This window comes from Ruegeria sp. D4, assembly GCF_056534475.1.
In genome coordinates this window covers 1-20,295 of the sequence record NZ_JBQFPJ010000012.1, presented here as the reverse complement: position 1 = coordinate 20,295, position 20,295 = coordinate 1, and the positions used below count along the sequence as shown (strand labels likewise).

At 54.1% G+C, this 20,295-nt stretch carries 19 protein-coding genes; 14 read left to right on the top strand and 5 right to left on the bottom strand.

Annotated elements, in window-relative coordinates:
• Positions 1 to 24: 24 nt before the first annotated feature.
• Complete coding sequence (locus ACR0MI_RS15680) at positions 25 to 912, bottom strand: N-acetylmuramic acid 6-phosphate etherase (protein WP_170609753.1); 888 nt, start codon at positions 910 to 912, stop codon at positions 25 to 27.
• A 167-nt stretch (positions 913 to 1,079) separates the two neighbouring features.
• Here ACR0MI_RS15680 and ACR0MI_RS15675 point away from each other — a divergent pair, with 167 nt between their 5' ends.
• The 11 genes from ACR0MI_RS15675 to ACR0MI_RS15625 all read left to right on the top strand — a co-directional run bounded on the left by ACR0MI_RS15675 (position 1,080) and on the right by ACR0MI_RS15625 (position 11,259).
• Positions 1,080 to 1,955 (top strand): BadF/BadG/BcrA/BcrD ATPase family protein, encoded by an 876-nt coding sequence (locus tag ACR0MI_RS15675; RefSeq protein WP_170609755.1) that lies wholly within the window; start codon positions 1,080 to 1,082, stop codon positions 1,953 to 1,955.
• Positions 1,942 to 2,691, top strand: coding sequence for a GntR family transcriptional regulator (locus ACR0MI_RS15670; protein WP_170609757.1), 750 nt, complete (start codon positions 1,942 to 1,944; stop codon positions 2,689 to 2,691). Before ACR0MI_RS15675 ends, ACR0MI_RS15670 begins: the two co-directional genes overlap by 14 nt.
• Before the next feature lie 21 nt (positions 2,692 to 2,712).
• Positions 2,713 to 3,741 (top strand): SIS domain-containing protein, encoded by a 1,029-nt coding sequence (locus tag ACR0MI_RS15665; RefSeq protein WP_170816744.1) that lies wholly within the window; start codon positions 2,713 to 2,715, stop codon positions 3,739 to 3,741.
• The gene (gene nagA / locus ACR0MI_RS15660) at positions 3,738 to 4,880 is read left to right on the top strand and encodes an N-acetylglucosamine-6-phosphate deacetylase (RefSeq protein ID WP_170816745.1); all 1,143 of its coding nucleotides are present in this window, start codon (positions 3,738 to 3,740) and stop codon (positions 4,878 to 4,880) included. Before ACR0MI_RS15665 ends, nagA begins: the two co-directional genes overlap by 4 nt.
• A 215-nt stretch (positions 4,881 to 5,095) precedes the next feature.
• Positions 5,096 to 6,220, top strand: coding sequence for an integrase family protein (locus ACR0MI_RS15655; protein ID WP_170610894.1), 1,125 nt, complete (start codon positions 5,096 to 5,098; stop codon positions 6,218 to 6,220).
• A complete protein-coding gene (locus tag ACR0MI_RS15650) occupies positions 6,213 to 6,941 on the top strand; it encodes a hypothetical protein (RefSeq protein ID WP_170619472.1) in 729 nt (242 codons plus the stop codon). Before ACR0MI_RS15655 ends, ACR0MI_RS15650 begins: the two co-directional genes overlap by 8 nt.
• A gap of 84 nt (positions 6,942 to 7,025) precedes the next feature.
• The gene (locus ACR0MI_RS15645) at positions 7,026 to 7,229 is read left to right on the top strand and encodes a helix-turn-helix domain-containing protein (RefSeq protein WP_170609766.1); all 204 of its coding nucleotides are present in this window, start codon (positions 7,026 to 7,028) and stop codon (positions 7,227 to 7,229) included.
• Positions 7,229 to 7,897 (top strand): helix-turn-helix domain-containing protein, encoded by a 669-nt coding sequence (locus ACR0MI_RS15640; protein WP_170619471.1) that lies wholly within the window; start codon positions 7,229 to 7,231, stop codon positions 7,895 to 7,897. The genes ACR0MI_RS15645 and ACR0MI_RS15640 overlap by 1 nt, the downstream gene beginning before the upstream one ends.
• 272 nt (positions 7,898 to 8,169) lie before the next feature.
• The gene (locus tag ACR0MI_RS15635) at positions 8,170 to 9,000 is read left to right on the top strand and encodes a class I SAM-dependent methyltransferase (RefSeq protein ID WP_170816746.1); all 831 of its coding nucleotides are present in this window, start codon (positions 8,170 to 8,172) and stop codon (positions 8,998 to 9,000) included.
• Between the two features lie 236 nt (positions 9,001 to 9,236).
• Positions 9,237 to 9,491 carry a hypothetical protein gene (locus ACR0MI_RS15630; protein ID WP_170816747.1) on the top strand — a complete coding sequence of 85 codons (255 nt, stop codon included), beginning with the start codon at positions 9,237 to 9,239 and terminating at the stop codon, positions 9,489 to 9,491.
• A 619-nt stretch (positions 9,492 to 10,110) separates the two neighbouring features.
• Complete coding sequence (locus ACR0MI_RS15625; protein WP_480854832.1) at positions 10,111 to 11,259, top strand: hypothetical protein; 1,149 nt, start codon at positions 10,111 to 10,113, stop codon at positions 11,257 to 11,259.
• 216 nt (positions 11,260 to 11,475) lie between these two features.
• Here ACR0MI_RS15625 and ACR0MI_RS15620 read toward each other — a convergent pair whose 3' ends face one another.
• Positions 11,476 to 11,790: a hypothetical protein gene (locus ACR0MI_RS15620; protein ID WP_170609775.1), complete on the bottom strand. Its 315-nt coding sequence runs from the start codon at positions 11,788 to 11,790 to the stop codon at positions 11,476 to 11,478.
• Between the two features lie 97 nt (positions 11,791 to 11,887).
• The gene (locus tag ACR0MI_RS15615) at positions 11,888 to 13,258 is read right to left on the bottom strand and encodes an FAD-binding oxidoreductase (protein ID WP_170609777.1); all 1,371 of its coding nucleotides are present in this window, start codon (positions 13,256 to 13,258) and stop codon (positions 11,888 to 11,890) included.
• Positions 13,259 to 13,560: 302 nt separating this feature from the next.
• Here ACR0MI_RS15615 and ACR0MI_RS15610 point away from each other — a divergent pair, with 302 nt between their 5' ends.
• On the top strand, positions 13,561 to 15,321 hold the full coding sequence (locus ACR0MI_RS15610) for an adenylate/guanylate cyclase domain-containing protein (protein ID WP_170619468.1): 1,761 nt from the start codon (positions 13,561 to 13,563) through the stop codon (positions 15,319 to 15,321).
• 410 nt (positions 15,322 to 15,731) lie between these two features.
• Here ACR0MI_RS15610 and ACR0MI_RS15605 read toward each other — a convergent pair whose 3' ends face one another.
• Positions 15,732 to 17,084 (bottom strand): leishmanolysin-related zinc metalloendopeptidase, encoded by a 1,353-nt coding sequence (locus ACR0MI_RS15605; RefSeq protein ID WP_480490282.1) that lies wholly within the window; start codon positions 17,082 to 17,084, stop codon positions 15,732 to 15,734.
• Positions 17,085 to 17,473: 389 nt separating this feature from the next.
• Here ACR0MI_RS15605 and ACR0MI_RS15600 point away from each other — a divergent pair, with 389 nt between their 5' ends.
• Entirely contained in the window at positions 17,474 to 17,836 is a 363-nt protein-coding gene (locus ACR0MI_RS15600) for a nuclear transport factor 2 family protein (protein ID WP_170471409.1), read from the top strand.
• Between the two features lie 214 nt (positions 17,837 to 18,050).
• On the opposite strand, the gene ACR0MI_RS15595 is transcribed toward ACR0MI_RS15600, so the two are convergent.
• A complete protein-coding gene (locus tag ACR0MI_RS15595; protein WP_170619466.1) occupies positions 18,051 to 19,130 on the bottom strand; it encodes a DUF2652 domain-containing protein in 1,080 nt (359 codons plus the stop codon).
• A gap of 223 nt (positions 19,131 to 19,353) precedes the next feature.
• Here ACR0MI_RS15595 and ACR0MI_RS15590 point away from each other — a divergent pair, with 223 nt between their 5' ends.
• Positions 19,354 to 19,713 carry a hypothetical protein gene (locus tag ACR0MI_RS15590; protein ID WP_170609787.1) on the top strand — a complete coding sequence of 120 codons (360 nt, stop codon included), beginning with the start codon at positions 19,354 to 19,356 and terminating at the stop codon, positions 19,711 to 19,713.
• The last annotated feature ends 582 nt before the right edge of the window (positions 19,714 to 20,295 follow it).

The following is a 20,295-nucleotide window of genomic DNA, read 5'->3' as shown; positions in this document are numbered from 1 at the left end:
TTCTCTCTCCCAGTTGGTTAGCAGTCATGTGTCCTGCGCCAGTGCGGCGCTCAGGTTTCCATTTGCATTGCGCAGTCGCGCGGTTGCTTCGAGTAATGTCAGGTCAAGCGCCGCGATCAGAATGGCGGGTTTTACCTCGCCTTTTGCAATCGCCAGCGCCCGGTTGGCCGTTTCGCTGTGGACGCGGGCGATGCGGCAAACGATGCCGGTGGCCCGGGCGCGCAGCTTGTCATTGTCGGCGTGCAAGTTGACCATCATGCCGTCGTGAACATGACCCAGTTCCAGCGCCATCAGCGTGGACAGCATGTTCAGGGCGATCTTCTGCGCGGTTCCGGCCCCCATGCGGGTCGAACCCGAAACCAGTTCGGGCGGTGTTGCCAGCAGGATCGGAATGTCGGCCTTCTGCAAAAGTGGGCTGCCGGCATTGTTGGCAATACCGATCACGCAGGCGCCGCGCGCACGGGCAATCTCGATGGCTGCCACCGTATAGGCGGTTGAGCCGCTGGCTGAGACCGCGATGACCGTGTCACGCTTGCCTAACGCGCTGAAAGCCTGGTCAAGCCCGTCCTGCAGATCCTCGGCGTCACCGGGCATTTCCACCCCGGTTGGAAGGCCACCGGCCATATGAATGCGCAGTTGGTTGGACGGTATCGAAAAGGTTCCGCCCAGTTCCTGCGCGTCTGCTGCGGCCATCAGGCCGGAAGATCCGGCGGCAGTGTAATGCAGAACTCCGCCTGCCTGAATCGTCCGTGCCATTGCGTGCGCACCCTTTGCGATCGCATCGGCCGCGTCACGTACGGATTGCGCCGCCGCTATCTGGCCCTCGGCCAGCAGCAATGCCGAGGCGGAAAGGTCGCCCGAATCCAGGTTGGCGGCAGCGCTATGCACTTGTTCTGTTGATGGCAGCGTCAAAGGATTCCCTCTGTTGATCGGTTTACAATACCTATTTAATACCAATTGTCCAAGACTTTATTTTTTTCATGATTTCCCGGCGCTTGGCGCGATAATTGGCAGTTTCTTGTTGATTTCGGTCTAATTCAGTCTTTCAAAAAGCTTAAAGGTATTATAATGGTATTGTCATGACTGAGTCCCTTGCAGATGCTGTTTTGGCCGTGGATGGTGGTGGAACGCGATGCCGCGTTGCCTGCGCCATTGCGGGAAGTGTCTGTCAGGTTGAAGCTGGCTCTGCGAATGTTTCGACGGATTTTAATGGTGCCGTGGGTCAGATTCGGGCCGGGCTTGACGCGTTGGCGGGAAAGCTTGGCGTTGATCCCCGTTCGTTGATCGGCCTGCCTGCGTTTGTCGGTCTCGCCGGTGTGACAGATGCCGCTTTGGCACAAAGACTTAGAGATGCGGTGGGGTTTGCCTGCGCGCGTGTCGAAGACGACAGGCCTGCTGCGGTTCGGGGCGCGCTGGGCGCGCAGGATGGCGTCGTGGTCCATTGCGGAACCGGTTCGTTCCTGGCGTCGCAGCGGAACCGCGTCATGCGGTTCGCGGGTGGCTGGGGCCCCGTTCTTGGTGACGAGGCATCGGCGCAATGGGTTGGCCGGCAAGCATTGTCCCGAACGCTGAGCGCACTTGATGGCGTTCATACCCGGTCCGACCTGACGCGAAGCCTGTTGTCCGATCTTGGGGGCGCGCCCGGTATCGTGCAGTTTGCCGGCAGGGCCACACCATTTCAGTTCGGCGAACTCGCGCCCCAAGTCACGAAAGCTGCCGGAAACGGCGACGTCGCCGCCGTGCGGATCATGCGGGCAGGGGCGGATTATGTCGTGGAAACCGCTGGTCAATTGGGCTGGCAAAGCGGCGTCACGATTTGCCTGACCGGCGGTATTGCAAAGCACTATGCCGATTATCTGCCGCCGGACATGCAATCCTGCATTCGCCCGCCATTGGGAGAGCCTATGGCAGGGGCACTGGAACTGGCGAGGGAGGTTCAGCATGAGTATCACTGATTTCCTGCGCCCCGATGCGTGGCTGGGCCGCGACAACGGTCCCCGTTATGTGCAACTGCGACGCAGATTGCAGGAAGGTGTCGATACGGGCGTGCTGCCGCCGGGCTCTTCGCTGCCTTCCGAGCGGGAACTGGTTGAAATAACAGATCTTTCGCGCGTGACCATCCGAAAGGCCATTCAGGAGCTGGTGCAGGAAGGCGTCATCGAGCAAAGGCAGGGCTCGGGTTCGTTCATTCGCCAGCGATTGCCCCGTGTCGAGCAGTCGCTGACGCACCTGACATCTTTCACTGAGGATATGGCCAGCCGGGGCATGCAAACCACCTCGAAATGGCTGGAGCGCGGAGTGTTCGAGCCGTCTGCCGAGGAAGTGAACGCCCTGAACCTGTCCGAGGGCGAGCAGATTTCCCGTATCTATCGCCTGCGCGAGGCCGATGGCCGACCGCTGGCGTTGGAACGGGCAGCCTTGCCGCTGGACATCCTGCCCAACCCGATCGAAGTGACCACATCCCTGTATGAAGTGCTCGACGATCTGGGGCATCGCCCGGTTCGTGCGGTGCAGAAGATTTCAGCCCTTAACCTGGCGGCGCGCGAAGCGGATTTGCTGGCTGTTCCCGAAGGCGCAGCAGGGCTGAACATAGAACGCATATCATTTCTGAAAAACGGACGGGTCGCGGAACTGACCCGATCCCTCTATCGCGGTGACGCCTACGATTTCGTAGCCGAATTGCGGTTGTAACACGGAAAGGCCGGTACTCTTATGTCCGCAGAAACCACAAAAATGCGCCGGGAGATTCTGGAAATTCCCGACGCGGTCGAACGGCTGCTGTCTCAGGGCGCGGCCCAGATCCAGACGGCGGCCCAACAGGCGCGCGATGCCGATCCGCGTTTTCTGGTGTCAGTGGCGCGCGGTTCGTCCGATCATGTCTGCACTTATCTGAAATACGCCAGCGAGCTACTGCTGGGTTTGCCGGTGGCCTCGGTCGGGCCTTCCGTCAGCTCAATTTATGGCGTTGATCTGAAAGCAGACGGAACACTGTGCCTGTCGGTTTCCCAGTCAGGTCAAAGCCCGGATATCGTCGGAATGACCCGATCGCTCAAGGCGTCAGGCGCGCTTACAATGGCGATCACCAACAACACAGAATCGCGCCTGGCCGAGGTGGCGGACGCGGTGTTGCCGATCCACGCGGGCCCCGAGCTGAGCGTGGCGGCCACCAAGACATTTGTAACATCGCTTGTTGCCGGGCTGTGGCTGCTGGCCGAGATCAAGGGCGATGGTGCGCTGTTGCGCGCCATTCACGCGCTGCCAGATCATCTGGCCGCCGCCGCGCGATGTGACTGGTCTGCCGCAGCCGCGGCCATCGACGGGCGGTCGCTGTTTACTCTTGGCCGCGGACCCTCGCTGGCGATCTCCAACGAAGCCGCCCTCAAGATCAAGGAAACTTGCCAAATCCACGCCGAAAGCTACTCGGCCGCCGAAGTGCTGCATGGGCCTGTCTCCATTGTCGACGAGGGGTTTCCAACGATTGTGTTTGCCGCCCGCGACGCCGCCGAGCAAAATGCGGCTGAAGCGGCCGATGCGCTGGCAGAAAAAGGTGCGACCGTGTTTGCAGCGACGGACAAGGTCAAACGGGCCGAACCTTTGCCGGTTGTGCGCACCGATCACTGGCTGACAGATCCGATAACGGCGATCACGGCCTTTTATGGCATGGTCGAAGCCGTAGCTGACAATCGCGGAATTGATCCCGATACCCCGCGACACCTGAAGAAAGTGACCGAGACGGTATGAGCGCCAGCGCGATAACATTCAGAAACGGAAAAATATTTGACGGTGCGCAGTTGCTGAGTGATCGGCCGGTGCGGCTCGTCGGTGGGAACCTGACTATTCTTGGACGCGAACCGGATGCATCGGGCGAAGGGGTCATCGTTAATCTGGGCGGAGATATCCTGAGCCCCGGATATGTCGACCTTCAGGTCAACGGCGGGGACGGGGTGATGTTCAATGACGACCCCTCCGTCGAAACTCTTGGCCGGATAGCTGCGGCACACAAGCGGCTTGGTGTGTCGCATCTGTTGCCGACGCTGATCACCGACACGGCAGAGAAGACGGCGGCTGCCATCGAGGCCGCTGTTCAGGCGATCCGGGCAGGGGTTCCCGGCATTGCCGGCCTTCATCTGGAAGGGCCGCACCTGTCGGTTGCCCGAAAAGGGGCGCATGACGCTTCTTTGATCCGGTCCATGGGGGATGCGGACCTTGATGCGCTGATCAGGGCGGCCGAGTTGCTGCCATGCCTGAAAGTGACGCTCGCCCCCGAGGCAGTGACACTGGAACAGGTCATGGAACTTAAGCAGGTCGGCGCATTGGTGTCGCTGGGCCATAGCGATGCGGATTTCGAAACCTGCCAGCGCTATGCCAAAGCTGGGGCATCTTGCGTCACTCATCTGTTCAACGCGATGAGCCAGATGGGCAATCGCGAGCCTGGCCTTGTTGGCACAGCTTTGGCCAATGGGGGTTTGTCTGCAGGTCTGATCGCCGACGGTATCCACGTGCATCCCGAAGTGATGCGGACCGCCTGGGCTGCCAAAACCGGACCCGGCCGGATCTTTCTTGTCAGTGATGCAATGGCTGTGGCTGGAACGGATCAAACCGAGTTCAAACTGGAGGGGCGTCGCATTACGCGCACAGATGGGCGGCTGACCCTTGGCGATGGAACTTTGGCTGGCGCCGATCTGGATTTGACGACCGCTGTCAGAACCCTGGTTGAACGGGTCGGTGTGCCCTTGCAGGACGCTCTTGTGGCCGCGACTACAACACCTGCACGGAAAATCGGGTTGCCGCCTGCGCCCTTGCAGGCGGACACAATGATCCGGATATCTTCTGACCTGAAATCCTGTACGTGGTTGTCCAAAAGCCTACCCTCTGCCTGAGGCAGGTTTTTTGATTTCCACCCGGCGAACTGCGCTTGACGCGGTCAGATGCATCGCTTAAACCGCCACCTGCTGAGCGGGCGTCGTATACTGGCTATTACCTCAGCCTTCCAAGCAAGCGTTATGAGTTTCCCAGGCATTCCTGCAGTTGCCAAGCCATTCATATTATGTATTTATTTGATTGATACTCGTTCCTCGAGTTTCCTTGAGTTTCAATTCACTTCCGACAAAAAACTGACAAAACGCCAAAGCTCACAGAGACCTTCGCCCGCAAGGTTCCACAGACAAAAAAGGGCACTGCCAAGCACTGGGATAGCGAGGTCAAAGGGCTCGTTCTATTCGTCGGCAAGCAGTCCAAAACCTGGTACTTCCAGAAAGATGTCGGAGGGCAAACCCGGCGGGTTTTAATCGGCCGGCACCCTCTGATCTCTGCGGACGTCGCACGACAAACTGCATTGGGTTTTGCGTTGGACTGGGGCAGGGGAGCAGGCAGGCAGCTGCAGATTGGAGCACCCACTCTTGAGACAGCTATGGAAACTTATCTGGCACGTCCAAAGCTTCGGTCTGAGGCCCACCGGTCCGGGTTGCGGCAGCAGTTCGAGCTTCATTTGAAAGATTGGCTACGCCTGCCGCTGAATGAGATCACAAAATCCATGGTGGTTGAGCGCCATAGGTCGATGGCCGCGACACCGTCCTCCGCAAATCACACTTTGAAGTACTTTCGGACAGTCTGGAATCACGCGCGGCGGGTGCATGATCTGCCGGAAAGCCCAACGATGGCCATAGAGTGGTATGAGGAACAACCAAATGGCTCGATAATTGAGGATTTGAACGCGTGGCGCGAGGCCGTTGATGAGCTCTACAACCCGATCCACAGGGTATTCTACGAATTGCTCTTGTTCACAGGGCTTCGCAAAACCGAGGCACTGACGCTCGAATGGAAGAACGTGCAGAAAGATCACATACATTTGCCGATGACCAAGAACGGGCGCAGTTTTGATCTCCCCATATCGCAAGTGCATCACGAGATACTTGCTCCTTTACGGGGCCTTCATCACCAATGGGTCTTTCCCTCTCCGAAGTCACCGAGTGGCCATTTGAAAGGGCCCCAGCGTATGCAATGGTCCATTCATTCCCATCGTCGGACATTCGCGACGGTCGCCATGGAGGCTGGAATATTGGAAGAGATTGTAGGACGCCTTCTCAATCACACGCCGCTATCAATCACCGGTCAGCGCTACGTGAAGCCGTCGCTAGACGCCCTCACACCAGCGATGGATTCTGTGTGTCGGGAATTGACCCGCAGGACAAGGAGGAACGCGGTGGATTGTAATGTCTAAGCGGGATTGGATTTGGCCTGTCGATTCCGACTTACCTGAATTGGATATGCCATATCCAGCGGAGTTTAGTAGTGAGCCCAGCGAATTCAATACGGAGTTAATTCGCCTCCTGAGAAAGCACTTTGATAAGTACGAACGCTTTGATAACGAAAGCTATGGCTGGATGGCCCATTACCTAAATTTCGACCAAGCTCATGAACTAGACGAGTTCTGGTCATCTAAAGAGGCTCTGGAAGACCTCGCTAGGCTCAGAACACGCCTAAACGAAGCAGGAGAAATCTTGGATCGGCTTCCTACGCCCGTCAGTGATGCGTTTCGCATCGGCGCATTGAATCGGAGTGGTTTGCGAAATCAAAACAAAGTGGCTGATGTTCGTAACGTCTGGTTAAACGATGCAATTGAAGAAACACCACATTGGAAGGCGATGATGGCCGAAGTAGAGTTCTTCAAGAGACTTCGCTACTATATTGAATTGATTAAAGATGCTGAAACTGCTGCTGCTCAGGGCAAGCCGGTCGGGAAGAAGGCAATTGAAGCTTGGCGCTTAGTCTCGGCTTGTGTCAGGCTTTGTGAGCGCCACCCAGACACAATCCGAGTTCCTAAAGCGATGAATGAAGGTGGTCCATTCTATCGATTCCTGTGCGATATGTTCGAGGTGTTTGGTATTGAAGAGCTTCCAACGTCGGCATTTAGAGGCTGGAAAAAACATGTGGGTCGTTAGAAGGATTCTTTCTTTCTGACGACCCATGACGAAAATGCCACCTACGCCTTTTTTGTTCCTAGACATACTCAAAGGAGCAAGGCCATGCAGGCGCACTATCTGACAACACAAGAAGCTGCTCAATACACCGGAATAAGCCAAAGCTATCTCGCAAAACTGCGCATGGGTATCGGTAGCGTTACGGGACCGAGGTTTATTCGGATCGGTTTACGATCCATCCGCTACAAGCGCTCTGATCTCGATGCGTGGATGATTTCGCGAAGCGAAGGTGTCGGGGGAGAGGGCTAATGGCTCGAACGGCTCCATTTACGAAACTTCGCTACCATTGGAAGAGGCGAATTCAAAGTTCAGCTCATCTGGCACCACGAACCAAGCACTTTGCAATGTTCGTCTGCGATCAGTTTGTGTCAAAAGCGAATGGTTGCTTCTGGGCCAGAAATACAACGCTCGCCAGCGCGTTTGGCGTTCATGAGCGCAGCATCCAGCGTTATCTTCGGGAACTCGAAGTGTGCGGTTGGATCACGCGTGTTCGTCGACGCGGCGTTCGTCGCACATTTCAGATCAGCGTGCCGCGAGATGCCGAACGCGACACTGAACATGACATTGAAATACGCAAAAGGGCGACAGACCTGTACCGGAAAGGCGACAACGTTGTCGCGCAAAATAAGAACATAGGAAAGAACATAGAAATCAAGCTCGGTGCGACATGTGGTGGTGCGTATCATTGGTTCGACGAAAGAGACGCATCTGCTCTTCGTGAATGGGAAGCGTTCGTAACTGCCAAGACCGCCTTCAATTTTGAGGCGTTGGTGCAATTGCTGAGAAAGGATGGTTCTATTGCTTTGCCGGCACGTTTCCCAAAATCTGAAGAAGCAGATCGGTATGTTCGGTTCTTTGGCGAAGTCATTCTCAGCAAAGGACAGAGCATTGGTACTGCACCGTCGCCAACTCGATGAAGGTCTCCTTGGGGGGGCATCAAAAGTCTTAGGGCTAAAAGCTAGGGACCGGTGGGGGTAGTCAGATTTTTTCGCGTGAAACTTTTAAGGGGGGGGGTCCCACGAATTGTGCACTTAGGGCTGTAAACAGACTTTTTCTACACCGTTCATGGAACTCCGAAAAGAGGAGCAGAACAGACATCAAACTATCGCTGAACATCCGCACCGCGGACAAGGCAGACATTTCGGATAACCGCGTGTACCCTAACTGCATCGATTAGAGAGGCTGTGTAATGACTAATCCGAATGAAGTCGCGCACCATTACCATTCCGGACACCTGCTCCAGCAGATTTCTGATGGTTGCGCTGCGCTGAACCTAACCCCACCATTTTCTCAAGACGCCTTGGCTCCAGTTGACGAGTTTCACGTTGGTGGGCGCCTCGCAACCGAACCGTTTGTGAAGGCTCTTGGCCTTACGCCCGAAAGCCGGGTTATCGATTTTGGATGCGGTCTCGGCGGTCCGGCACGCTATGTCGCGGCAGTTACCGGAGCGCACGTAACCGGCGTTGATTTGACCGCTGAGTTTGTGGAAACCGGACGGACACTCACAGAATGGACAGGGTTATCGGATCGGGTTCAACTTATCGAAGGCAGCGTGCTCGATTTGCCGATAGAAGCTGGTTCCATGGACGCCGCTTATATGATCCACGTTGGCATGAACATCGCGGACAAACTAGGCATAGCGCGCGAGGCGAAACGGGTCCTCAAGCCAGGAGGAATCTTTGCAATTTACGATGTGATGCTAGTCGGAGAGGGACAAATGGACTATCCGGCGCCTTGGGCTTTTTCTTCAGATCAAAGCTCACTTGCATCACCAGAGACGTATGAGGCTGCTTTGAAGTCCGTTGGTTTCGAGGTGAGTGACCGGATCGACCGCACTGAATTTGCCAAACAGTTCTTCGCCGATCTGGCTGCCGCGCAAAGCCGTGCAGATGGCCCTCCACCACTGGGTCTTCATCTTATCATGGGCGATGATACCGCGCTTAAGGTTCAACACATGGTTCGGAACATCGCCGGTGGATTGATTGCTCCGATTGAAATCCACTCTCGCCTCCCAGAGTAATAAACCACTCTATACTATCGGCGAATGCCAGAAAGGTAGGTTGATGGCAGCAGACAATTTCCGACTGACCAAAGAAGCTACTCTCAAATGTGACAGCCATATTGTGCCGGCTATGTTTGGACCACTGGCGCAAGCGACAATGGAGAAGGCGCCGATTTCGTTCCGCGATGGAGACTTAATTTCGAACCTTCTGACGGACGCAGGCTTCCAAATCAGCCGTCATGACGCCTTTGTGCTTGAACGCCGTTTTTGAAGACCTGCGGGAGGTGGACCTCAGAAAGGCGAGTGACGATATTGCTGAAGCGGTTGTGGCAGAAGTGGCCGCTGAGCTGGCCCAGTACGACAAGTCCGGAGTATTGCGCGTTCCACAAGAAGCGCATCTTTTCGTCGCCGAAACGAGAGAGGAGATTCGTCGAGGGCTGAACCAAAGACGGCAGTGCAGACGCAGAGGCCGTTTGCTGCGGCGCAGAGCTCCGGATTCAATTGAATGATTGCTCAGCAGACGGAGTGAACGAACAGAGCTATCTTTCGCTGTTTGGTCTAAAAGCGCGGATTCTCATTGTCTATCTCAGGGCAAAAGCCTTCTTCTACTACAGGATCGATACATAGCTTGCGACGGACGCTCTATTTAGAAAAAAGGCCAGTAGAAGAAAAAACAACAATATTGGGGCCGCAAATATAGCTTTTCTTATCATAAGTTTTAGGGAGCTATTCTTGTTCGGCCCAAACGTTTCGACCTCGTCGTCGTTTAAAGGTGGGAATAGCTCCCTTTTGCTTTGCTTAACCATAGTCAACTCGTAAAAACTATTTATTCTTTTTCAGACCTCACATTAACCGAGTGTTAACGCCCCTATTATTTCCGTTTTAGCGATTTTTTTTTGATCTCTTTTGGAGACAAAAACTTTAAAATTACCGCCATTGTCAACAGTCTTATGTTCCCAGGTGATTCTTTTGGGAGTAACGGCTAAGCTGTTAATGTTAAATTAAAAATATCCACTCCGAAATGTCGGATCGTTGCCACATTCTGGCCCCGTTTTGACAACACTCTTAAGTGTGGCATTTGCACGTCGCCGCTAATCTGTATTTCGCTAAGTAAAAAGGATTTCTTACGTGTTGAACTTCCTTAAAGTGAGTGTCTCCGCACTCGTGCTGTCTGCATTTGTAGTCGCGCCAATCGTGACCGTTTTCGCCACCGATTACGCATATGCAAAAAATGGTAACGGAAAAGGTGGGGGCAACGGCGGCGGAAAAGGGGATAATGGAGGTGGCAACGGTGGCGGAAAGGGCGGCAACAGCGGTGAAAAAGGTGCCAAAAAGGGATGGGGTTCCGACAAAACGCTAAACGGGACAAGAACGAAGTCTGCCAGCAAAAGTCATAAATCAAAGAGCGGCAGTCGTTTGGGTCGGGCTGTGAAGGAAGACTTTCAGGCCTTGGGCCGTAACCTGAAGCAAAACGGTGTCAAAGGTCTATTCAAAGGGAACAAGGCACGGACCACCACAACACGAACAAGTAATGCGAGTGTCGCGCAATCCCCGAGACCACCAAGCAGAAAAGCAAAACTCCTTGATGATGGCACGCTTGCCCCGCGTAACCTCGGCAAATTGAATGGTGCCATTAACTCCAGTGTAAATGCAAAACTCGCGCATATCGCGAACGGACAGTATGCGAAAGGTACAGGGCCGGTGAGCCTGGCCGCTGGCCTCGCCGTAGCCGACGCAAATTTCAATCATGTCATGGGTGAAGATTACGACTTGAGCCCTGAAGAAGTGAAGGAAATTGCTGCGGCGTATGACTATTTGGACACGGCTCCGATGACGCTGGAGGAAGCTGAACAGGTTCTTGCCGATGAGGCGGCCACCCCCGGTACGATTGCGCCCGAAGACTTGGAAACCGCACAAGCGGTGAAAAATGCGCACGACGTAACAACAGATGAAGACGGAAATAAGATAGGGCAGCCGACCGACGATCAGTTGGCGGCCGCGGAGGCGGTGCATGACGCGGAAGCCAGCCTGTTGGGGCACTACAAAGGCGACTTTTCTGACGACACAATCATCGCGGAGGAACAGCAAGACCGCGTCCTTGGCGCCGTCCGCGCCTCCAATCCCGATGAAGAATCGGTAAAAGCCACACTTGGCACTTCGGACGACGGAAGCATTTATGCCGACGGCCAGGAGGACGATGATGCTGATGGAGAACCGGAGGGAATAGTTCAAACCCCGGATGGAGAGGCGGAAGAGGAACTTGCAAGTAACGGCTGACCGTAAAGTTAGAGGCGCTAGAGTAAGGATTTAGACGCAATTTTCGAAAGTACCGGCCTCCCGTTGGATTGAAACTGGCCCATTAGTTAGATGGCACTTTCACCAATTTGGGGCCACCTAAAACAAAACTTAGGCGAAACTATTTGGTCCGCTCTGGGCTCAAAGCAGCTATTCTCAGCCGGCCGCTAGGATGACGTTCTGGGCGATCCAGGTCTTTTACTCCACGACGCGAAAAACCTCCCAATATGTTGAGCCGGAAACTATCACTTCCCCCATCTTTTTCCCCCATTCGGCATGCATCTTGATCGAAGCGATTTTATTGAAAAACGCATCCAGTTCGGCGAGATTTTCGATCTCGAATTCGTCTTGAATGATTGCTTCCTTAGCGCCAACCGAACCGGTAAAGATCCGGCTTTTCGACATATCGATATCTGTCTGCGAGCCGATCTGCTCGGCCCATTCTTTGTGAAGCGCCAACGTCTCTGATTTCATTCCGAACTTGGCCTCGCAGGTCCATCGCGCGATCATCATGAGGTGTTCCCTTCTATAAGTGTAAAATGTTCTGACCTGCCCCGTCAGCAACAACCAAGATGACAAGGCAGGCCATATCTAATTCAGTACCTTCGATCTAAGGAGCAATGTTCTGGTTGATGCGAAACAGGTTGTCCGGATCGTACTGACGCTTCAGTTTGAGAAGCCGCTCATAGTTGCCGCCAAAATTCTCCTGCGCGCGCCCAGCATCATCATCATCCATGAAATTGATATACCCGCCAGGCTCGGAGTAAGGCGCTATCGCATCTGAGTAATCACGCACCCACTTGGTATGCGCTGCATCGTCGGCCGGATCGTCAGATGCGGCCAGAACAACCATCGAAAAATTGGCATCCCGATGCCCGAACGCCGTTGCGTCCGCGTCCACGTCGTGACAGGCGCCGTCGATCGGGTAAAGATGCATGGTGGAGCTGACCGTCGGCGCGTTGGGCCCGTGCTTGACGTGGGCGGCGATTGCCTCATCGGTAAGTTCCTTGACGAAATTGCCCTTCCAGTACTGCCGGATGCCCTTTGGAAATAGGCCATCGAAGGCCGCGTTGATAGCTGGATAAGGCACAGGACCGACATGTTCAGCCTTGACCTCGGCGACTTCGTGGAATGCCTTGAACTGCTTTTCTCCTTCTGCCGGATCGCCTGACCAGCAGGCGACGATGGCGCAAAACATGTCGCCGTGGCGATCTTCTGGGATAAAAGGCAGCGGCGGAGCTATCTGGAAGGCTGGAAAGGCTCCCATCTCGCGCGGTGCCGTCTTTATGTAATCTCGGTAGAACTTGAAGATCGTCTCAGTCTCTTCGATCTCAAAGAACATCGGACCCCAGTAAACTGTGTCCACCGGCTGAAGCTTGTACTGGAGTGAGGTGCAGACACCGAAATTGCCGCCGCCACCACGGATCGCCCAAAAAAGATCGGCGTTTTCGTCTTCGCTGGCGATCAGCATCTTGCCATCCGCTGTCACTACGTCCGCCGAAATCAGGTTATCGAGAGAGAGACCATGCCCGCGCGACAGGTAACCGATCCCGCCACCAAGCGTGAGCCCGGCGATGCCCGTCGTCGATATTACGCCGCCCGTCGTGGCAAGGCCAAACGCACTGGTAGCAGAGTTAAAATCGCCCCACGTTGCGCCACCCTCGGCGCGAACTGTCTTTGCGCCAGGATCAACACGGATGCTGCGCATGTGCGACAGGTCGATGACGACCCCTCCGTCATTTGTGCCAAAGCCTGGGCCACTATGCCCGCCGCCACGAACCGACAGGTCGTGCCCATTGTCGCGCGCGTAGTTGACGACCGTCATCACGTCTCCAGCATTGGCGGCCCGCACGATCACAGCGGGCTTTTTGTCGATCATCCCGTTGTGGACCTTACGCGCGTCTTCATAGTTGGCGTCATCCTCAGTTATGACTTCCCCGCGTAAAAAGTCACGGAGTTCACTTAATGTCTTGGCTGTCATAATCTTCCCCCGTCGTTTCAAGTTCACCCGCCTAATAGACGGTTTCCCTAAGAGCCGATCAGTGGACCTGGGTGCACAAAATAAAGGCCGATCGCAAAGAAAGCACTGGTCGGCTTATGAACTGCGATCTTTCGGCAGGCTAACATAGCATAAGAAATAAGCCTAATCTGTCATGCATTGGGCTCGGAAAACTGCTCACTCAATGGACAACCGCAACGGGCTCGATACATTCAATCGCGATTATTGGCAGGCAATTGCCAATCTTGATAGCTTCAACGGGTGATCACCGACAGGAATTGCATATGACCCGCCGACTTGCCGCTATACTTGTCGCCGACATGGTCGGTTACTCCCGGCTCATGGCGGCCGATGAGGAGGGTACGCTTTCTCGGCTCAAAGACCTGCGTCGGGATATTATCGACCCAAGCATCCAAGGGGCCAATGGCCAGATCGTTAAACTTACCGGAGATGGCCTGCTCGCACTATTTAGTTCTGTCGTTGCTGCCGTTGAGGCCGCGGCCGCCCTCCAGAAAGCACTCTCCGCAGCAGAAGCTGCGAACCCAGCAAATCGCCGGATCAGCTTCCGCATCGGATTACATCTTGGCGACGTGATTTTGGACGAGGGCGATATCTACGGCGAAGGGGTCAACCTTGCGGCCCGACTGGAAAGCATGGCCAAGCCGGGCGGCGTTCTAATATCTGACGACGCCTACCGGCAAGTTCGGGGCAAAACTAAGATTTCCTTCGTCGACCTCGGCGACCTCGCACTAAAAAACATTCCTGTGCCCATGCGCGCTTACAAAATGGAAATGGAAGACAAACCTGACGATACGATTATGTCGTTGCAACCTGCCCACAAACCCTCCGTCGCTGTCCTTCCATTCCAGAACATGTCTAATGACCTGGAGCAGGAATATTTCTGCGATGGCGTCTCGGAAGACATCATCACGGAATTATCGCGCTTCCCAGAGCTTTTCGTTATCGCCCGCAACTCTTCGTTCTCGTTCAAAGGCCGCCCGGTCACTCATCACCAGGTCTCTCGTGAACTAGGTGTACGCTACATGCTCGAGGGCAGCATTCGGCGCTCCGCCAACCGTGTTCGTATTACAGCTCAGCTAATTGACTGCACAAATGGAGCACATGTCTGGGCCGAACGCTACGACCGCACACTTGAAGACATTTTCGCGCTGCAGGACGAAATTACACGCAACGTCGTCGGTGCCATCGCCCCTCAGATCTCTATGGCTGAAATCGGCCGAGTTTCCAATGCACATAGCATCGACTTCAACTCGTATGACCTCTCACTTCAGGCAATGGCAATATTTTACGCGGGTGGCTTCCACTCCCAGGAGAAATTCGACGAAGTCATTTTAACCTCCAATCGCGCTATCGATCTCGATCCGCGCAACGTCCAGGCCCATTGGATCAAGGCATATGCCTACCTAATGCGATACTTATATCAGTTCGATGAGGACCCAACTGAAACACTGAATATGGCGGAGAAGAGCGTTGAGCCCCTATTCCGGGGCGGTCAGCTTGACCCACGCGCCCTTTCCGTCCGCGGCATGGTTCGTCACTTCCGCGGCGATTTCGATGGTGCCGAGGCCGACTTTAACTTGGGTTTCCAACTAAACCCGAACTTCGCCCGCAACATCTTCTTTCTGGCATGGCACGAGTCTTTGGTGGGTCGAACCATTGAAGCGCGTGAGCACGCCCAACTCGCACTCCAACTCTCACCACGTGACACGGATCTGTGGGTCGGCGACGCTTACTTGTCGCTTGCTCAGGCAGCCTTCGCTGACGCGGATTTCGAGGACGCCATGCTATGGAGCGAGCGAGCCATCCAGATGACGCCCCGCGCTCCGATCCGCCGCGCAGTGATGATCGCCAGTGCCGCGCATCTCGGTCGACCTGAAATCGGTCGACAACACGAACAGGCGCTCGCAGATTTCGCTCCAGCCTTTCTCGGGAGTATCCTGTCCGGCGACTTGGTCCTCTATCGCCTTCCCCAACACAATGCATTGTTAATCGATGGTCTGCGGAAAGCCGACCGGAAGCGCTAGAAAAACGGCGCATAAACCCAAAAAATCAAGCAAATGAGTGTCTGCTCCGGACTTGAAGCAGTCGTTTGCCCAGCTGGTGTTTCGGCACTCAAAATCTTCCTTCAATTGATGCCTGCTTTGGGCTCGATTCGATCGTTCGCTGCGCGATACATACCCTCGTACAACGCTGGCCGTACTTGATTGCGCAGGCCACAGTTTAGCTTGGGAACAACCAGACCTGTTCAAGTCGCTAACCGCAAAGAATTTCTGCCTTGCGGACAAAGCAACCATTAGTAACATTTGCGCAGCTAAACGGATAAGGGGTTGTATACTAACCAGCTTTGGCTATCACAATGTGCTGCGAACTTTGCTTCCAAGAAAACAGAAGCGCCAGAACTAACTGGCACCGCTGTGAATTAACTTGATGCAGTTCAAGCTGTAAGAAAACCGTCGTACCAGGCCATCAGATCGATTCCGTCGCCCGTAGCGTTTGAGCCATTCAGAGCATCCAGTTCGCCTTCCCATCCGACAGCGAGTTCATAGATCCCAAGGTCTTCTAGAGACGCGAGCGAAAAGTCTGCCAGGTACATGGTGTCGGTCTGTTCAACGATCCCGGTCATTAGCTCGGCATCCAGGGCTGCCTCGTCCCAATGACCTCCGGAAGTGCCGCGCCCGCCACCGCCTTCCGCCGGAATATTATCTCCATACAAAGTCGTAGCTTCTGTCCCAGTGTATACAAGATTGCCCTTCGACTTAGTTGTCAAATCGTTGCCCGCAACATCCCAAAGGGTACCAAATCCCAGCGCGTGGATCATCTCGTGAAGTATCGTGTCATCAAGCACGCCGAGTGCATCGAGAGAGGCCGCATCGGCAAGGTCGATGGTAAGGGTGGCGCCAGCCGGTGTTTCAGCCGTGCCGTTGCCGTCCCAGTCGTTTGCTGCGTAAATATTTGCCGATGCAACCTCTCCACCCAGCGCACCGGTTTCAAGTTTGACTTCGACATAGAGGTCATCAAGCACAAACTCCGTACCATCTGATTTCAAGCCGTTGTCATCGTCCGTAAAGCCATATGCAATGACCGAAGAAAGAAATTCCGCTGCCGCTTCGACATAGCCTTGTATGGTTGTCGCGATCGAAGTGTTCCAGTCTGACCCGTTTCCTACAAATTCGATCTGAAAATTAAACGGATCACTAGTGCCGCGATTGGTATCTACGTTGATAGTATCGTCGAACCCGGTATCGAGAGTGCCCGAAGTGTAGGTAGCTTCCACAGTGCTGCCACCGCCGCCTCCATCACCACCGCCATCATCGCCACCGCCGCCGCCCGGTCGACCACCACCGCCACCGCCGCTGCCACCACCGCCGAAGGGATTGCCCATGTTGAACTCTTGGTAGTCAACGAAGGTTGCGTCGGAGCCTACACTGGTTTGGTTTTCGAAGGCAGAGGGCTGAAGGAGTGCGCGCAACGCCTGGCCATCTGCCGGCGTAACCGGTTCAAGCCCAGTGGGAGCGTGAGCCTGCTCAAAGATACCCAGGCCATCTCTGCCTTCAACATCAGAGCTGCCGAATGGATTGCCCGTGTCGAACACTTGGTTGTCATCGATGGAGCTCTCACTAGCATGATTTTCAGCGGTGGTGGGCTGAAGGAGTGCGCGCAACATCTGGCCGTCTGCCGGCGTAACCGGCTCGGGTCCGTCGGGAGCGTGAGCCTGCTCCAAGATAAATTGATCAATGGCATTAAAGAAGTCGTCAAACAGAATTCGATCAAAACGTTTTGCGTGCATATTGGCTATCTCCGAATTGAAGCCCCCACCAATACATCTGACTATTAGAATAAAATAACGTGCTTTAATGTGCGTGGAATATGCCGTTAACGTCTAGTTTATGTATTGAGCGGTAGTTCTTTAACCAAGCCGTCGCACAATCCTACCCCTGTAAAGGTATAAAATGGGCTCGGTGCGGACATTCGAAGTTCACGACAAGGAGCGAATACCGGCTGTGCGGACAAAGCTGCTATCCATCATGCGCCTTACGTGCAGCGTCAAGACGGCCCAAGCCGCGACAACTCGCTTTCCCAAATTTAAGTATTTCTCACGTGGCATACGAAGACGAGCATCGAAACAGGCTTTTGTGATAGTCTGATGACACCAGCTGGTAAACTTAGGGGGAAAAGATGTCAGATGTTGAAAGTGTAAAGGCGCTCGACGCGTCCATCATTGAAGGGATCAATGCTAAGGATGCGGGTATGGCAACAGCCGCTTATGCCGAAGATGGAGCCCTCATGCCACCTGGTGCTCCTACAATGTCTGGCCACGCTGCCATCCGAGAGTATTGGCAGGCGGCAATTGATGGTGGCCTGGAGAACGTTTTGGCCAATCCGACCGCAGCTCATGTCAGTGGAGACATTGCAGTTACGATGGGGACGCTGACAGGCTCAATGGGTGGGCAAGAACTTGCTGGAAAGTACGTTCTTTACTTTCGAAAAGGCAACGACGGCTGGAAGGTTCAGCGCGACATTTGGAACTTCGACGCATGATGCTGAGAGTGTGCGGAACAGCCTAAGGGTCGATCTAACTGCTTTGCTTTAACAGGTTTCGCTACTAAAAAGTGACTTACGTAGCGCGGTGACGTGACCATTATCTATGAGGGCACAGCTGCTGGATTATGACGCCATCGCCCACCTTAAGGATAAGACAGGTCTAGTATCCACCGGTAATTCGACCTTAGGCTGGGCATTACACCATATGCCATTAATTGGATTGGTCGAGTTTTTTGTCCATTTTCGCAAAGGACGCAGCCCAAAATTCCGCCAGAAATGCCGCCGCCTCTTGTTCCGAGATTTCTGAACGGTTTCCAGCTACATCAGTTGCTTCGCCGAATGTGTAGCGCAAATCAGTGCCACCATTGATTTCCGTCAGATGATAGGTTTCCGGCAGACTGATGTGCGGACGGGCGGGATCTTGGATCCGCGTCGAAAAGTACTCAAACGGCTCCCAATCAGTGACGCGATAATAAAAGTCTGCCAGCTCATGAGCGCAATGATAGTTAGATCCGGGGGCAAGACGTCCTTGCGGATTTTCCACCGTGACCGTCTTGATGCGGTCCATCCAGTTCTGTTTGAGCTCAGGAGCTACCAGAAATTCCCAAACCACGCCGATAGGCGCGTTGAAATGGTGTCGGAAAGTCCAAACGCCATCCTCTTCGGCGAGATAATGGCGTTGGCGGTTGGCGCGCAGGCGCTCCCACGATTTAGCCAGATCATAGACCTTCATGCGGACTTCACCAAAGTGTTCAATATCCTGCGAAAATGGCTCCATTATTTCACTGATATCCATGGCCTCTGCGGCTGCTTCGCTGAAGAGGGCATAGCTGCGAATGCCCGTACGTTCTGCAACATCTGTCTTGGTCAATCTGTGGACTAGAATGACATCGGCACCGGATATGTCCTTGGTAGGACCCATTTGCATTTCGTCGAATTGGCCATGGTGGGCGATGATTTTGAGGTCCAATGTGCTGACATTTGCGCAAGCATTACAGTTGCACGTTGTGTTCGCGATTATATCCTGGCGTCGTAGCGCAAACGCGTTATAGAGATTTTCGCAAATGGTCAGAAACGTCTCACCCGCTGGAAAATCCTGCCTTGTCGAATACGCCAAAACGGCATCGCCTTCGGTTTTCCAGAAATGCAGCGGGTCTCCAACTTGCTCGAGCAAAACTCCCAGAAGAGATTGTAGGATCGGATTGGCATGATCCATTTCTGAAGAAGTCAGAAATTGTGTGTAGCCGGTAATATCAGCAATAAGCAGATAACCTGTGTGTGTTGTCGTCATATACTCTCTCCCCAAAGAGTACTCGGCACGGATATGTGCGCTCGCTCAAAAAAATACACGCACACATCAATCATGGCCAGACTGTCCAGGCGTTTTCAAAGTCAGACCGACAAGCGCAATGGTTTGGAACACCATCGATCATTGCTGCATAATTTGATGCTTCCAAAGCAATTGTGGCTTGTGCATTGTTAGTAAGAGCTCTGTGAAATTGAAGGGACATCGCGTGAAGATCTATTCCGTATTCGTTTGGTTGCTTGCTCTTAGCTTGACATTTGGAGGCGTTGATTTGGCATCCGCCAAAGAGAAAGGCGGAAACTCAAAAGACAAGAAAGTTCAGCTGGACCGCAAACCAGGCAAGGGCCAGAAAGCTGTGCCTCCAGGACAAGTAAAGAGATATACACGGGGCGCCAAGCTTCCCAGCGACTTGGACTACACGGACATTGGAGACCTTGCAGACTGGAAATTAAAGCCTCCGGGAAAAGGCAATCGTTACATACGCGTCAACGATGAGATTTTGGAAGTTACTGATGACCTGTCAACGGTCGTCGACGCAGTTGGCATCGTCGGAGACCTCGCCAAATAAGAGGGCCTAAAAAACTAAGGATACTTTCAGCACTAGAGCCTAACGTTAAACTTGCGGACAAAGCAGACTGTCAGAGACCTGCCCGTTGGTCCTTAGTTTTGCCAGTTCTTCCGTATTGTCGTGCACGCCTCATTGATCGAAGGCGACAGGCTTCGCAAATTGCTTCAGGCCAACGGACGACTCGATCGAGCAACTTTGCAAGAAGTCTATAGATACCTGATCACAGGTCGCCACATCGACGAACAAATAGTATTTTAGCGTCAGTCAAACACTCTAATGGGTGAGTTCGCCATAATCCGTTCGATTGGAGGCGCTGAACTGGTTCCAAATCTGCTCGCTGAATTTAGACCCAACCCAATCAACTGCACGACCTCCGGCGACCCAGTGAACTTGCTGTGGCTTCCAGAATCGGAGTTCTCAATGTCGGATAGGTCTATGACAAGAACTCCGAATTCTTTTTCAAGTTCCTCCGCATCAGATGCTCCAACCCTATGTCTTAGCCCCGTAAAACTGTGCCACTATTTTGGTGTCACGGAAGGGATGATGGATGGCTCGGAAGCGGTATTCGGATGAAGATGCGTT

Coding starts and splice junctions, on each gene's coding strand:
- ACR0MI_RS15645 (WP_170609766.1), top strand. CDS start 7,026: ATGCAGGCGCACTATCTGACAACACAAGAAGCTGCTCAATACACCGGA.
- ACR0MI_RS15595 (WP_170619466.1), bottom strand. CDS start 19,130: ATGACGACAACACACACAGGTTATCTGCTTATTGCTGATATTACCGGC.
- ACR0MI_RS15650 (WP_170619472.1), top strand. CDS start 6,213: ATGTCTAAGCGGGATTGGATTTGGCCTGTCGATTCCGACTTACCTGAA.
- ACR0MI_RS15605 (WP_480490282.1), bottom strand. CDS start 17,084: ATGCACGCAAAACGTTTTGATCGAATTCTGTTTGACGACTTCTTTAAT.
- ACR0MI_RS15675 (WP_170609755.1), top strand. CDS start 1,080: ATGACTGAGTCCCTTGCAGATGCTGTTTTGGCCGTGGATGGTGGTGGA.
- ACR0MI_RS15620 (WP_170609775.1), bottom strand. CDS start 11,790: ATGATGATCGCGCGATGGACCTGCGAGGCCAAGTTCGGAATGAAATCA.
- ACR0MI_RS15665 (WP_170816744.1), top strand. CDS start 2,713: ATGTCCGCAGAAACCACAAAAATGCGCCGGGAGATTCTGGAAATTCCC.
- nagA (WP_170816745.1), top strand. CDS start 3,738: ATGAGCGCCAGCGCGATAACATTCAGAAACGGAAAAATATTTGACGGT.
- ACR0MI_RS15615 (WP_170609777.1), bottom strand. CDS start 13,258: ATGACAGCCAAGACATTAAGTGAACTCCGTGACTTTTTACGCGGGGAA.
- ACR0MI_RS15600 (WP_170471409.1), top strand. CDS start 17,474: ATGTCAGATGTTGAAAGTGTAAAGGCGCTCGACGCGTCCATCATTGAA.
- ACR0MI_RS15670 (WP_170609757.1), top strand. CDS start 1,942: ATGAGTATCACTGATTTCCTGCGCCCCGATGCGTGGCTGGGCCGCGAC.
- ACR0MI_RS15640 (WP_170619471.1), top strand. CDS start 7,229: ATGGCTCGAACGGCTCCATTTACGAAACTTCGCTACCATTGGAAGAGG.
- ACR0MI_RS15635 (WP_170816746.1), top strand. CDS start 8,170: ATGACTAATCCGAATGAAGTCGCGCACCATTACCATTCCGGACACCTG.
- ACR0MI_RS15610 (WP_170619468.1), top strand. CDS start 13,561: ATGACCCGCCGACTTGCCGCTATACTTGTCGCCGACATGGTCGGTTAC.